Genomic DNA, 13,651 nt, shown 5'->3' with positions numbered 1-13,651 from the left:
TCAGAGTTCCGTCGGCGTGTTGAAATCAATGCCGGTGCGCGAATAGACGAGGGTCCTGCCATCGTCCCGGCGGCGCCATGTCCGGACCATGTTGTTGAGGAGAGCGACCGCGATCATCAGGCAGCCGACCGGAACGGCCGAGGTCACCCACGCATAGGAAAGGCCGCTGTCGCCGAACTGGCGCTGGGTGTTCATGACGGTCAGGCGATAGCCCTCGACGGCCAGGAAGCCGAGGAAGACCAGGATGACCAGCGACAGCCCGTATTCGAGCCAGAGCCGCTGGCGCGGCTTCATCCAGCGGATGAGAAGGTCGATCCCCAGGTGGCCCTTCTCGCGCATGGCGCGCGCCGCCCCGAAGAAGCAGAGCCAGATGAACAGGAGCTGCGCCATGTCGACCGACCAGATCAGCGGATATCCGAAGAACCGCATGATGGCCGCGATGAAGACGAGCACGACGATAACGCCAAGGATGATCGCCGCGATGGCGAACTCCAGCTGCGCCAAGCGTTTGAGCATGGGAAATGACCTATGTTGAGAAAAGAGAAGGAAGGGGCGCGACGGCGCCCCTTCTCACACGGTGATTATTCGGCAGCGATCTTCTGGAGCTGCTCGCGAAGGTCCGCGTAGCCGAGCGTCTCGTAGACGCCGGCGGTCGCCTCGCGGAACGGTGCGGGATCGATTTCCGAGACGTTCATTCCGGCCGCCTTCAGGCCTTCCTCGATCTTGGAAAGGGCATCCTGCGTGCCGTAGGAGGCGACGTCACCGGCCTTGAGCGCCTCCTCGCGGAGCGCCGTCTGGAGTTCGGCGGGAAGGCTGTCGAACCAGATCGAGCTGGTGACGAGACCGGTGATGAGGTTGATATGCCCGGTCTTGGTCAGTTCCTTGGTGACTTCGAAGAGCTTTGCGCCCTGCCCTGCCGGCAGCTGGGCTTCGACCGAATCGATGACGTTCTGCTGCAGGGCGGAATAGACTTCCGCGAACGGCATCGGCGTCGGCGTGGCGCCCATCGCCTTGATCGTCTCGACCCAGACCGGCGCGCCCGGCGTGCGCATGCGGCTGCCGGAGAGATCGGCGGGGCCGGTCACCGGCTTGTTGGTCCACAGCTGGCGCTCGCCCTGCCACCAGTTGAAGGACAGGACCTGATGCCCAGACGCCGTCTTCAGCTTGGTGACCCATTCCTCGAAGACCGGCGAAGTGACGATCTTGCGCATGCCTTCGTAGCCGGAGGCGAGATAGGGGGCTCCGAGCACGCCGAACTCGTTCTGGAAGACGGCAAGGCGGCCGCCATCGACGACCACGGCCACCGGCGCGCCGGCGCGGGCCTGCTCGAGGACGTCCTCGTCGGGGCCGAGCTGGGAGTTCGGGAAGAGCTTGACCTCGATCGCGCCGCCTGTGCGCTCGCCCAGCTTGTCGCGGAAGCTTTCGAGACCCTTGTACAACGGGTCGTCGACGGTCAGCGCGGTATTGATGCTAAGGGTATAGTCGGCAGACAATGCCGGCGTGGCGAACGCGATGGTTCCGGCAAGCAAGGTGGTGACGGTGAGAAATTTCATGATTGTCCTCCCTGAAAAATGGCAAGGCCCTCCAGCCTCTTTGCAAGACTAGTATGGTAGTATACAGAAAGTCAACATGATGACCGGATTCGAGTTCAGCGCCCTATCGAACCAGGCGACGACCGCGCGGCAGACGAGCGTCGGCGGCCGTGTCTACGAACTGTTGCGCAACGGCATCGTCCAGCTTCAGCTGCAGCCGGGACATGCGCTTTCGGAAGCCGAGCTTGCCGGGCAGCTGGGCGTGTCGCGACAGCCCGTCCGCGAGGCCTTCATCAAGCTCGGCGAGGCCGGCCTGGTGGAGATCCGCCCCCAGCGGGGGACCTTCGTGCGGCTGATCTCCAAGCGCGAGGTCGAGAACGCCCAGTTCCTGCGCGAGGCGATCGAGGTGGCGATCGTGCGGAAGGCGGCGGCGCAGGCATCCGCCGAGAGCCTCGGCGAATTGCGCGAGATCGTCGAACAGCAGCGACGGATGGCGCAGAAGGGCGATCATTCCGGCTTCCTGCGCCTCGACGAACAGTTCCACCAGGTGATTGCCGCAAGTGTCGGCTGCGATGACGCATGGCGGGTGCTCGACAGCCTCAAGGCGCAGATGGATCGCGTCCGCTATCTCTCGCTGCCGAACGCGACGCCGATCGAGATCATCATCGAGCAGCATTCCCACATTCTCGACGCGATCGAGGCGAAGGCGCCCGACAAGGCCGAGGAGGCCATGCACGAGCACCTGCGGGAGATCCTGAAATCCCTGCCCAAGCTGGCCGAGGAGAAATCCGCCTTCTTCGCCGAGTGATCCGGTCTGCCAGCTCTCGCCTCTCCCTTTAGAATCGCCTTCCGGGGATTCGGGCTAGTGGCTGATCATCCAGGGTCGGGCGGAGGGGAAGGTCTTGGAGCCGTCGGCGCGATAGACCGACTTCGACGGTTTCTTCGAAGAGCAGCAGCCGCAGCCCGGGCCGTGACCGAGCGACTTCGAGCGCTTGGGTTCGTGCCGGGCACGCTCGTTCGTGGCGATGGCGACGCGCGTGCCGGCGTCCATGCCGGAGAAGAACGGCGTCGTGAAGAAGGCCCGCGGGGCGGCCGTGCCGCAGGAGGGGCAGTCGCACGGTTCCGCAGAGGCCGCCATCGGCCGCGTCTCGGTGAAGGGGCCGCAGTCGGCGCAGTTGTAGTCGTAATAGGGCATGCGATCGCTTCGCCTCGTCTCGGTTGGTGATCCGTCGCCAAGCGCGGCGCCGGGCTTTGAAAGGCGGAAGGCGCGTCGTACGCCCTCCGCCCGGGTTTCTCGTCGTCAGAGATCGGGAGCGATCGGCATGTCGATCGAACCGTCGAGGTATTTCTTCGGCCCGTCCTCGCCCGGCATGAGGTCGAATTCGAAGATGTCGGTCGGCAGCCACAGCGTGGCGCAGGCGTTCGGGATATCGACGACGCCCGAGACATGCCCCTGGACCGGGGCGGTGCCGAGGATGGAATAGGCCTGGGCGCCCGAATATCCGAACTTCTTCAGGTATTCGATGGCATTGAGGCAGGCCTGGCGATAGGCGGTCGTGACGTCGAGGTAATGCTGGGTGCCGCTCTCGTCCACCGAGATGCCCTCGAAGATCAGGTAGTCATCGTATTTCGGCGCCATCGGCGACGGGCGGAAGATCGGGTTCTTGATGCCGTACTTGGCCATGCCGCCCTTGAGCAGGCTCACCTTGATATGCAGCCAGCCCGCCATTTCGATGGCGCCGCAGAAGGTGATCTCGCCGTCGCCCTGGGAGAAGTGCAGGTCGCCCATCGAAAGCCCGGCGCCGTTCACATAGACCGGGAAATAGATCTTCGAGCCGCGCGACAGGTCCTTGATGTCGCAATTGCCGCCATGTTCGCGCGGCGGCACGGTACGGGCGCCGATCGCGGCGGCGGCATCGCGCGCCTCCCCCTTCAGCGCCCCCATATGGGCGGCGGCGGTTTCGGGAAGCTTGGCAAGCGGCGGCACGCGGTTCGGGTCGGTGTCGTTAAGCTTCTTCTCGCGGGTATTCCACATTTCCAGCATCTTGTGATCGGGCAGGCAGCCGATCAGGCCGGGGTGGATGAGGCCGGCATATTTGACGCCCGGCACGTGGCGCGACTGGGTGAACATGCCCTTGAAATCCCAGATCGACTTCTGGGCGCTCGGGAAATGCTGGTCGAGGAAGCCGCCGCCGTTGTTGAGCGAGAAGAAGCCGTTGAAGCCCCAGAGCGAGTTCTCGAAGGCGCCGATGTCGAGAATGTCGACGACCAAGAGGTCGCCGGGCTCGGCACCCTTCACGCCGATCGGGCCGGAGAGGAAGTGGACCTGGTTCAGGTCGACGTCACGCACGTCGGCGGCGCTGTCGTCGTTCTTGATCTGGCCGCCGGTCCAGTCATAGGTCTCGACCTTGAAATCGTCCCCGGGGTTCACCCAGCATGCCATGGGGATGTCGGGGTGCCAGCGGTTGTGGATCTTCTCGTTGGTATAGGGCGATTCCGAGAGGTCGACCTTGATCAGCGTGTCGGTCATTTCTTGCTCCTTCCTGAAATGAAATGGGGGTGAACGGGGGCGCTAGACGGAGAGGAAACCGGCGACCTTCGCCTCGTTGAGCCCCTCGCGCGGGCTCTCGTGGACGATGGCGCCCTTCTCGATGACGAGGACGCGGTCCGCCATGTCGAGGGCGAAGCTCAGCACCTGCTCGGAGACGAGGATCGACAGCCCCATCTCGTCGCGGATGCGGCAGAGCGTGCGGGCCATTTCCTTGATGATGGACGGCTGGATGCCCTCGGTCGGCTCATCGAGGAGAAGCACCTTCGGCCGCGAGGCGAGCGCGCGGGCAATCGCCAACTGCTGCTGCTGGCCGCCGGAGAGGTTGCCGCCTCGCCTGCCCTTCATCTCGAGCAGCACGGGGAACAGTTCGTAGATGTGGTCGGGCACGGCCTTCTCGCCGGTGACGGTGAGGCCCGTCTCGATGTTCTCCTTCACCGTCATGGCCGAGAAGATCATGCGGCCCTGCGGCACGTAGGCGAGGCCCGCGCCGACGCGGCGGTAGCTCTCCATCGCCTCGACCGGCGTCTCGCCGACCCTAACTACGCCGGCCGTCGAGGGCACGATGCCCATCAGCGACTTCATCAGCGTGGTCTTGCCCATGCCGTTGCGGCCCATGATGGCAACGATCTCGCCCGGCTCAAGGGCGAAGCTCATGCCGTGGATCACCTCGCTCTGGCCGTAGGCGACGTGAAGGTTATCGACTGCGAGCATGGCTTGTCTCCTAGTGGCCGAGATAGACTTCGATGACCTTGGGGTCGTTCTTGACGTGCTCCATCGAGCCCTCCGAGAGCACCTTGCCCTGGTGCAGCACGGTGACGCGGTGGGCGATGTCCTCGACGAACTTCATGTCGTGCTCGATGACGATGACCGACTGGTTGCGGATGATCGTGTTCAGCAGTTCGGCGGTCTTGATGCGCTCGCTGACGCTCATGCCGGCGACGGGTTCGTCGAGCATCATCAGCCTGGGGCTCTGGATGAGCAGCATGCCGATCTCCAGCCACTGCTTCTGGCCGTGGCTGAGGATCGCCGCTTCCGTGTCCAGGTGATCCTTGAGGAAGATCAGTTCGGCCACCTCCTCGACACGGTCGCGCACCTCCGCATCGCGGCGGAAGAACAGCGCCCCGAACACGTTGCGGCCGCGCGGGAAGGACAGTTCGAGGTTCTCGAACACCGTCAGGTCCTCGTAGATCGACGGGTTCTGGAACTTGCGGCCGACGCCGGCATGGACGATCTCGAACTCGCGCATGCCGGTCAGCTCCTGGCCGGAGAAGCGGATCGAGCCCTCGGTCGGCCGGGTGCGGCCGCAGATCAGGTCGAGGACGGTCGTCTTGCCCGCGCCGTTGGGGCCGATGATGACGCGGATCTCGTTCTCGTCGACATAGAAGGAGAGGTCGTTGACCGCCTTGAAGCCGTCGAAGGACACGGTTAGCCCCTCGACCGCGAGCAGGAAGTCCTTTTGTGCGGTATCGGTGACGAGCATCGCGGCGTCCTCTCAGTTCGCGGTGTTGGCGGCGGCGGGAACGGGACGGGCCGCCCCCAGCCGGTTGACGAGGCGTCGCATCAGCGGCTCGGCATGCTCGCGGTAGAGGCCGGCGAGACCGTTCGGGAAGGCCATGACCACGGCGATGAACAGGCCGCCCATGGCGAACAGCCACAGTTCCGGAAAGCTTTCCGAGAACGAGGTCTTGGCGGCGTTGACGATCAGCGCCCCGTAGACCGCCCCGAACAGCGACAGCCGGCCGCCGACGGCGCAGAAGATCACCATTTCGATGGAGGGCACGATGCCCACGAAGGAGGGCGACATGAAGCCGACCTGCAGGGTGAACATGGCGCCACCGATCGCCGAGAAGGCGGCGGCGAGGCAGAAGATGAAGATCTTGAAGTTGGAGACGTCGTAGCCGGAGAAGCGCACCCGGTCCTCGCGGTCGCGAATGGCGACGAGCAGGCGGCCGAACTTCGATATCTTCACCGCCTGCGCCAGGAGGACACAGGCGAGCAGCAGGCCCGCGCAGACGAAATAGAGCAGGAGTTTCGCGTCGTCGGTGCGGATGTCCCAGCCGAGCAGCGTGCGCAGGTCGGTGATGCCGTTGACGCCGCCCGTATAGCCCTGCTGGCCGATGATCAGGATCGTCATGATCGCCGCGGTCGCCTGGGTGATGATGGCGAAGTAGACGCCGCCGACGCGCCGCTTGAACATCGCCGCCGCGATGACGAAGGCGAAGATGACCGGGACGGCGATGATCGCCACCAGCGTGAAGCCGAAGGAGTGGAAGGGCTGCCACCAGAAAGGCAGTTCGGTGAGCTGGTTCCAGTCCATGAAATCGGGAATGCCCGGGGTCGACTGGATTTTGGTGGCCTCCGGCGTCGAGGCCTCCAGCTTGAGGAACATGGCCATGCAGTAGCCGCCGAGGCCGAAGAAGATGCCCTGCCCCAGCGAGAGGATGCCGCCCATGCCCCAGCAAAGCACCAGCCCGAGCGCGACGAAGGCATAGGTCAGGTACTTGCCGATCAGGTTGAGGCGGAAGATATCGACCATGCCCGGCAGGACGAGAAGGAGGAGAGCTGCGAGGATGGCAAAGAAGAGCCATCCCTGCCTGGAAAAGAAGGTGGAGTCGGATTGCATGGCGAAGCTCCTCAGCGGCGGATGTTGAGCGTGAACAGGCCCTGCGGGCGCAGCATCAGGATGCCGACGACGGTCAGGAGGGTGAGCACCTTGGCCATCGACCCGCTCAGGAAGAATTCCAGGGTCGATTGCGCCTGGGAGATTGTGAAGGCGGACGCGATCGTGCCGATCAGGCTGCCGGCGCCGCCGAAGACGACCACGAGGAAGGTGTCGACGATGTAGAGCTGGCCAGCCGTCGGCCCGGTCGAGCCGATCATGGTGAAGGCGGAGCCGGCGATGCCGGCGATCCCGCAGCCGAGCCCGAAGGTCAGGGCATCGACGCGCTTGGTGTTGATGCCAACGGCGCCCGCCATGACGCGGTTCTGGAGGACGGCGCGGACCTGCTTGCCCCAGGCGGAGCGGAACAGGATGAAGTAGACGGCGAAGGAGACGATCAGCGTCAGCGCCATCACGAAGAGGCCGTTGATCGGGATCTCGATCATGTCGGTCAGCGCGATCGAGCCCATCATCCAGTCGGGCAGCGTGACGCCGACCTCGCGGGCGCCGAACACCGAACGGTAGACCTGCTGCAGGACCAGGGAGAGACCCCATGTCGCAAGCAGGGTATCCAGCGGCCTGCGGTAGAGGAAGCGGATCATCCCCCATTCCACCAGCACGCCGAGCGCGAAGGCAGCCACGAAGGCGAAGCCCATGGCGATGAAGAAGTAGACGGGGAAGAGCGCCGGCACGTATTCAGTGACAAGGTGCGAGCAGATGTAGGTCACGTAGGCACCGAGGATCATGAACTCGCCGTGCGCCATGTTGATGACGCCCATCTGGCCGAAGATGATCGCAAGGCCAAGGGCCATCAGCACGAAGACCGAGAAGAGGATGAGACCTGCAAAGCCTTGCATCGCAAGGATTGAGGTGAATTCGCCAAGGGTGTAGTCGCCAATCATCGTGGCCTCGCGAAGAGAGCAAGCGGGTGCAGGAAGAACGGGATGGAAAGGCGCCGCCCGCGACAGGTCCGGGCGGCGCAGTCGAGGCTTACTGGTAGCCTTCGGGGAACGGATTGGGCTCCATCAGGTCGTTGGTCTCGTAGACCATCTCGTACTGGCCGTCCGCCTTGGCCCGGCCGACGCGGGCCTTGGACCAGAGGTGATGGTTCTCGTGGATCTTGACGTAGCCTTCCGGCGCCGTGGTCAGCTCGATGCCAGGGGAAGCGGCCCTGACCTTGTCGATGTCAAAGGAGCCGGCCTTCTCGACCGCGGCCTTCCACAGCCAGGGGCCGAGATAGGCGGCCTGGGTGACGTCGCCGATGACGATATTGTCGCCCCACATCTTCTTGAACGCATCGACGAACGCCTTGTTGTTCTCGTTGTCGAGGCTCTGGAAGTACTTCATCATCGCGTAGGCGCCGGCCATGTTCTCGCCGCCGATGCCGAGGATCTCGTCCTCCGTCACCGAGATGGTGAGGAGCAGCGGCTTTTCCTTGGCGACGTCGATGCCGGCGGCCTTCAGCTGCTTGTAGAAGGCGACGTTGGAGCCGCCGACGACGATCGCGTAGATGACGTCCGGCTTCTTCAGCTTGATCTTGTTGATCACCGAGTTGAACTGCGTGTGGCCGAGCGGATAGTACTCCTCGCCGACGACCTCGAGACCGAGCTTCTCGATGTGCTTGCGGGCGATCTTGTTGGACGTGCGCGGCCAGATGTAGTCGGAACCGAGGAGGTAGAAGCTCTTGGCGCCCTTCTCCTTCACGACCCAGTCGATGCCGGCGAGGATCTGCTGCGTGGCTTCCTGGCCGGTGTAGATGACGTTCGGGCTCTCCTCCAGGCCTTCGTAGAAGGTCGGGTAATAGAGCATGCCGTTATACTGCTCGAAGACCGGCAGGACGGCCTTGCGCGACGCCGACGTCCAGCAGCCGAACACGGCGGCGGCCTTGTCCTGCACGAGGAGCTTCTTCGCCTTCTCGGCGAAGGTCGGCCAGTCGGAGGCGCCGTCTTCCTGGATGAACTCGATCTTGCGTCCGAGAACGCCGCCTGAGGCGTTGATCTGCTCGATGGCGAGCTTCTCCGCCTGAACCGAGCCGGTCTCGCTGATGGCCATGGTGCCGGTGACGGAATGCAGGATGCCGACCTTGACGGTGTCGTCGGTGACCGCGAGGCCCGTGGTGTTGACGGTGGCGGTCGGATAGTCGGCAGCCATGAGCGGCTGGCCCATCATCGCAAGCACGGACAGGCTGGCAATGCCAGCCAGCAGCGTCCGGCGGCGCACGGACGGGGTATTTCCCGGTACATCATCCCTCATAGCAAACCCTCACATCTCGCTTGTTTTTTGAACCTGCGCTGGTCGATCAGCCGCCAGCTGAGGGAAGTTCGACAGGATTGATGCAACGCAACAATGGAGCATTTGACGTATTTGCCCCCATGCGTTTTGCCCGTAGCATGCAGTCATCGATCCGGGGGAAGGCTGCTATTTCATTGATTATCAACGTGAAAAACAGACGGGTAGAATTTCCGGGCGGAGCAGCCGGGCTTCGGCATTTTCCCAAGCGACGGCCTGTGGGAAAGTGGAATGCAACTTGCTTTGCTTTCTCGGGAAGAGGCAATGTTGCGGTGCGAAACGCCGTGGCCCCTTCCATGGAGCATCCGGCTTGAACACGGCGCAGCGAATCCCCCGGAACCGGCGGACGTACAACAAGTGGGTGGCGAACCAGACGCTGGAGGATTACGCGCTCCGCTTCACCGCCTACAAGGTGCGGCGCTTCTCCGCCTGGCGGATCGCAAACACGGCGATCGGTGCGATTTCCTTCCTGGCGCTGGAGGCCATCGGCGGGGCGATCACGCTGAACTACGGCTTTTCCAACGCGATACCGGCGATCGCCGTCGCCTGCGCGACGATCGTGCTGATGGGCGTGCCGATCGCCTATTACGCGGTCAAGTACGGCGTCGACATCGACCTCCTGACCCGCGGCGCCGGCTTCGGCTATATCGGCTCGACGGTGACCTCGCTGATCTACGCGACCTTCACCTTCATCTTCTTCGCGATCGAGGCGGCGATCATCGCGACGGCGCTGCAGCTCTGCACCGGGCTGCCGCTGCCGATCGGCTATATCGTCAGCGCGCTCGTCATCATCCCGCTCGTGACGCACGGGGTGACCTTCATCAGCCGCTTCCAGGCATGGACCCAGCCCTTCTGGGTGGTGCTGCAGCTCGCTCCCTTCGTCTTCATCGCCACCCAGAGCCACCCTTCGGTGCAGCAGTGGACGGGATATTCGGGACTGTGGGGACATCCGGACGGAGAGGTGAGCCTCGTCCATTTCGGCGCCGCGTCCGCGGTCATCTTCTCGCTGGTGGCGCAGATCGGCGAGCAGGTCGACTTCCTGCGCTTCCTGCCGCGCCGCAGCCATGCCAACCGGGTGCGCTGGTGGGCGGCGCTGCTGGTGGCGGGGCCCGGCTGGATGGTCATCGGCGGGCTGAAGATCCTGGCCGGCTCGTTCCTCGCCTTCTACGCCTTCCAGCACGGCGTCGACTTCAAGGACGCCTCCGACCCGACGCAGATGTACCTGAGCGTCTTCCGGCAGATGCTGGGATCGCCGGAACTGGCGCTCGGCCTCACCGGGATCTTCGTCATCATCTGCCAGCTGAAGATCAACGTCACCAACAGCTATGCCGGCTCGATCGCGTGGTCGAACTTCTTCTCGCGGCTGACCCACAGCCATCCGGGCCGCGTCGTCTGGCTGGTGTTCAACGTCATGCTCGGGCTGCTGCTGATGGAGTTCGGCGTCTACAAGGCGCTGGAGCAGACGCTGGGGCTCTACGCCATCCTTGCCGTATCCTGGATGGGGGCGATCGTCGCCGATCTCGTCATCAACAAGCCGCTCGGCCTGTCGCCCCGCTCGATCGAGTTCAAGCGGGCGCATCTCTACGACATCAACCCGGTCGGCTTCGGGTCGATGGTGATCTCGGCGCTTGCCGGACTGATCGCCTATTTCGGCGTGTTCGGGCCGACGCTTGCGGCCGTCTACACCTATGTGGCGCTGCTGTCGGCTTTCGTCCTCGCGCCCATCCTCGCGTTCGCCACCGGCGGCCGCTACTACATCGCGCGGCAGTCCTCGGTGGACTGGAAAAGCGGCCAGGCGATCGAGTGCTGCATCTGCGAGCACCATTTCGACAGCGAGGACATGGCGCGCTGCCCGATCTATTCGGGGCCAATCTGCTCGCTCTGCTGTTCGCTCGACGCGCGCTGCGCCGACAGCTGCAAGACGGACGCGCGCTTCATGCAGCAATTGCGCGGCTTCGCCGTCGCCTTCCTGCCCGGCAGGTTTTCCGCCTTCCTCGAAAGCCGGCTGGCGCGATACCTCGCCGTGCTGACGGTGGTGACGGCCCTGATCGGGCTCGTCTTCTGGCTGATCTATTTCCAGAGCAGCCTCGACAGGACGCTGCCGCCCGACCGGATCGCCACCGTCCTCTGGAAGCTCTTCATCATCGTCTTCATCATCGCCGGCATCATCGTCTGGCTTTTCGTGCTGGCGCAGGAGAGCCGCAACTTCGCGGAGGACGAGGCGCGCAAGCACACCCGGCTGCTGATGGACGAGATCCAGGCGCACGAGGAGACCGACCGGCAGCTGCAGAAGGCGAAGGAAGTGGCGGAACAGGCCAATGTCGCCAAGAGCAAGTATGTGGTGGGGCTGAGCCACGAGCTGCGCACGCCGCTCAGCGCCATCCTCGGCTATGCCCAGCTCCTGGAGCGCCAGAAGGGGCTGCCGGTCTATATCAACAACGCCGCCAGAACCATCAAGCGAAGCGGCGAGCACCTGGCCGACATGATCGAGGGCCTGCTGGACATTTCGAAGATCGAGGCCGGACGGCTGGAGATCTTCCGCCACAAGATCCCGCTGCGCCCCTTCCTCGACCAGATCGTCGACATGCTGACCCTGCAGGCGCAGGCGAAGGGCATCGACTTCGAGTTCCGGGCCACCTCCTCCATGCCCGACTACGTCGTCACCGACGAGAAGCGGCTCAGGCAGGTGCTGATCAACCTCCTGTCGAACGCGATCAAGTTCACCGACCACGGCAAGGTCAGCCTCGCCGTCACCTATCGCGGCCAGGTGGCGACCTTCGAGATCGAGGATACCGGGATCGGCATTCCGGAGGCCGACATCGAGCGGATGTTCCTGCCGTTCGAGCGCGGCGAGCAGGCGGGCGACGCCAACCGCCCGCCGGGCACCGGGCTCGGCCTGACGATCACCAAGTTGCTGGTCGAGATCATGGGCGGCGAGCTCGTGGTGCGCAGCACGGTCGGCGTCGGCACCTATGTCTCGGTGCGGCTGCATCTTTCGGCGGCTGCGGGGACGGAGGACGTGCCGGCAGTGGTCTCGCGCATCAGCGGCTACGAGGGACCGCGGCGAACCGTGCTCGTCGCCGACGACGACGGCAACCAGAGGGCGCTTCTCGAGGACGTGCTCAGGCCGCTCGGCTTCACGGTCATCACCGCGGCCGACGGACGGGCATGCCTCTCGGCGCTGTCACTCTACCGGCCGGACATCCTCGTTCTCGACATCGCCATGCCCGGCATGTCCGGCTGGGACGTGGCACGGCAGGCGCGCCGGCGGTTCGGCCGCGAACTGGCGATCGTCATGCTGTCGGCGGATGCCGGAAACGAGCGCACGAAGCCGGAATATGCCGGGCTCTGCGACGCCTACCTGATCAAGCCCTTCAGTTTCGACGAGCTTTTCGACTGGTTTGCGACGCTGATGTCGGTGACCTGGCTCTACGCCAGCGACGAGGCGGCGGAGGTCGACCTGACGCCGAGCTTCGCTCCCGGGGAACTGCCCGAGCCGCACAAGCTCAAGCAGTTGCGCACGCTCGGCCAGACCGGGTTCGTCCGTTCGATCGAGGCGACGCTGAACGATATCGAAACGTCATCGCCGGCGACGGCGCGCTTCTGCCACCATATGCGGCTGCTCGTCGCGAATTATCGCCTTCGCGACTTCCTGGCCGTGATCGAGGAGGTCAACAATGCCTGACGAGGAAAATGCCAGCCGTGTGCTGGTGGTCGATGATTCTCCCGATGCCCTGTCCATGCTGTCCGATGCGCTCCAACTTGAGGGCATGGACGTCCTGACCTGCAACAGCGGCCGCCAGGCGGTTTCGCTGGCAAACAGCAACTCGCCAGACATCGTGCTGATGGATGCGGTGATGCCGGGCCTCGACGGCTTCGAGACCTGCCAGATCCTCAAGGCGAACCGCGGCTTCGAGGACGTGCCGATCATCTTCATGACCGGGTTCAACGAAAGCGAACATGTCGTGCGCGCGCTTGCGGCCGGCGGCGTGGACTTCGTCACCAAGCCGATCGAACTGGACGAGCTCTTTGCGCGGATGCGGGTGCATCTCGCCAATGCGAGGCGGGCGAGTTCTGCCCGCCGCGCGCTCGACTCGACGGGGCGGTGGATCGTCGCCTGCGACCACAACGGCCGGATCCTCTGGTCGACCCAGCAGGCCTCCGACCTGATGCAGCGGGCCGGTATCCGCTCCGATCAGCGCGCCTACCTGCCGTGGGAAGTGGTGGAATGGCTTGGACAAGCCTCGGATCAGCGATCGCCGGCGATACGCGAAGAGGCCTTCCGCTATTCCCGCAACGGCCAGGACCTGGAATTCCGCACGCTGTCGAACGTCGGGGGCGAGGAAGTCCTTTTGCGGCTCGTCGATCGACACCGCGGCACGGACGAGGAACAGCTCGCCAAGGCCTTCGGGCTGACGCTGCGCGAGGCCGAGGTCCTCCTCTGGATCGCGCACGGCAAGGCCAACAAGGAGATCGCCGACATCCTCGAAATGTCGCCGCGGACCGTCAACAAGCATCTCGAGCAGATCTTCAACAAGCTTATGGTCGAGAAGCGCACCTCCGCCGCTACGATGGCGGTCAAGGTGCTCTGGCGCGACAGCTGAACATGCCCCTTCGGTC

Annotated in this window: 12 protein-coding genes; 3 read left to right on the top strand and 9 right to left on the bottom strand. The window is 64.3% G+C overall.

All coding sequences use genetic code 11. From position 1 onward, the window contains the following. Both ACWGPT_RS07695 and ACWGPT_RS07690 read right to left on the bottom strand, forming a co-directional pair. Positions 1-516 carry a TRAP transporter small permease gene (locus ACWGPT_RS07695; RefSeq protein WP_452605017.1) on the bottom strand — a complete coding sequence of 172 codons (516 nt, stop codon included), beginning with the start codon at positions 514-516 and terminating at the stop codon, positions 1-3. Positions 517-581: 65 nt separating this feature from the next. Continuing rightward, positions 582-1,553, bottom strand: coding sequence for a C4-dicarboxylate TRAP transporter substrate-binding protein (locus ACWGPT_RS07690; RefSeq protein WP_452605016.1), 972 nt, complete (start codon positions 1,551-1,553; stop codon positions 582-584). A 76-nt stretch (positions 1,554-1,629) separates the two neighbouring features. Here ACWGPT_RS07690 and ACWGPT_RS07685 point away from each other — a divergent pair, with 76 nt between their 5' ends. Then, positions 1,630-2,340, top strand: coding sequence for a GntR family transcriptional regulator (locus ACWGPT_RS07685; protein ID WP_452605015.1), 711 nt, complete (start codon positions 1,630-1,632; stop codon positions 2,338-2,340). 54 nt (positions 2,341-2,394) lie between these two features. Here the strand turns inward: ACWGPT_RS07685 and ACWGPT_RS07680 are convergent, their stop codons facing one another. The 7 genes from ACWGPT_RS07680 to urtA form a co-directional block, all read right to left on the bottom strand. Further along, positions 2,395-2,727, bottom strand: coding sequence for a zinc ribbon domain-containing protein (locus tag ACWGPT_RS07680; RefSeq protein ID WP_452605014.1), 333 nt, complete (start codon positions 2,725-2,727; stop codon positions 2,395-2,397). 105 nt (positions 2,728-2,832) lie between these two features. Continuing rightward, positions 2,833-4,062, bottom strand: a complete 1,230-nt coding sequence (gene fmdA / locus ACWGPT_RS07675) for a formamidase (protein ID WP_452605013.1) — start codon at positions 4,060-4,062, stop codon at positions 2,833-2,835. 42 nt (positions 4,063-4,104) lie between these two features. Further along, on the bottom strand, positions 4,105-4,794 hold the full coding sequence (urtE, locus tag ACWGPT_RS07670; protein ID WP_452605012.1) for an urea ABC transporter ATP-binding subunit UrtE: 690 nt from the start codon (positions 4,792-4,794) through the stop codon (positions 4,105-4,107). A gap of 10 nt (positions 4,795-4,804) precedes the next feature. Further along, positions 4,805-5,563, bottom strand: coding sequence for an urea ABC transporter ATP-binding protein UrtD (urtD, locus tag ACWGPT_RS07665; protein WP_452605011.1), 759 nt, complete (start codon positions 5,561-5,563; stop codon positions 4,805-4,807). 12 nt (positions 5,564-5,575) lie between these two features. Beyond that, positions 5,576-6,706 carry an urea ABC transporter permease subunit UrtC gene (urtC, locus tag ACWGPT_RS07660; RefSeq protein ID WP_452605010.1) on the bottom strand — a complete coding sequence of 377 codons (1,131 nt, stop codon included), beginning with the start codon at positions 6,704-6,706 and terminating at the stop codon, positions 5,576-5,578. An 11-nt stretch (positions 6,707-6,717) separates the two neighbouring features. Next, positions 6,718-7,644, bottom strand: a complete 927-nt coding sequence (gene urtB, locus ACWGPT_RS07655) for an urea ABC transporter permease subunit UrtB (RefSeq protein WP_452605009.1) — start codon at positions 7,642-7,644, stop codon at positions 6,718-6,720. 88 nt (positions 7,645-7,732) lie between these two features. After that, positions 7,733-8,908 (bottom strand): urea ABC transporter substrate-binding protein, encoded by a 1,176-nt coding sequence (urtA, locus tag ACWGPT_RS07650; RefSeq protein ID WP_452605330.1) that lies wholly within the window; start codon positions 8,906-8,908, stop codon positions 7,733-7,735. Positions 8,909-9,341: 433 nt separating this feature from the next. On the opposite strand from urtA, the gene ACWGPT_RS07645 reads away from it, so the two are divergent. Beyond that, the gene (locus ACWGPT_RS07645; RefSeq protein ID WP_452605008.1) at positions 9,342-12,716 is read left to right on the top strand and encodes a hybrid sensor histidine kinase/response regulator; all 3,375 of its coding nucleotides are present in this window, start codon (positions 9,342-9,344) and stop codon (positions 12,714-12,716) included. After that, positions 12,709-13,635, top strand: coding sequence for a response regulator (locus ACWGPT_RS07640; RefSeq protein WP_452605007.1), 927 nt, complete (start codon positions 12,709-12,711; stop codon positions 13,633-13,635). The genes ACWGPT_RS07645 and ACWGPT_RS07640 overlap by 8 nt, the downstream gene beginning before the upstream one ends. The last annotated feature ends 16 nt before the right edge of the window (positions 13,636-13,651 follow it).

Source organism: Pseudorhizobium sp. NPDC055634, from assembly GCF_053618655.1.
Note: the sequence above shows the minus strand (reverse complement) of the source record. Positions and strands in the feature narration are given on the sequence as shown.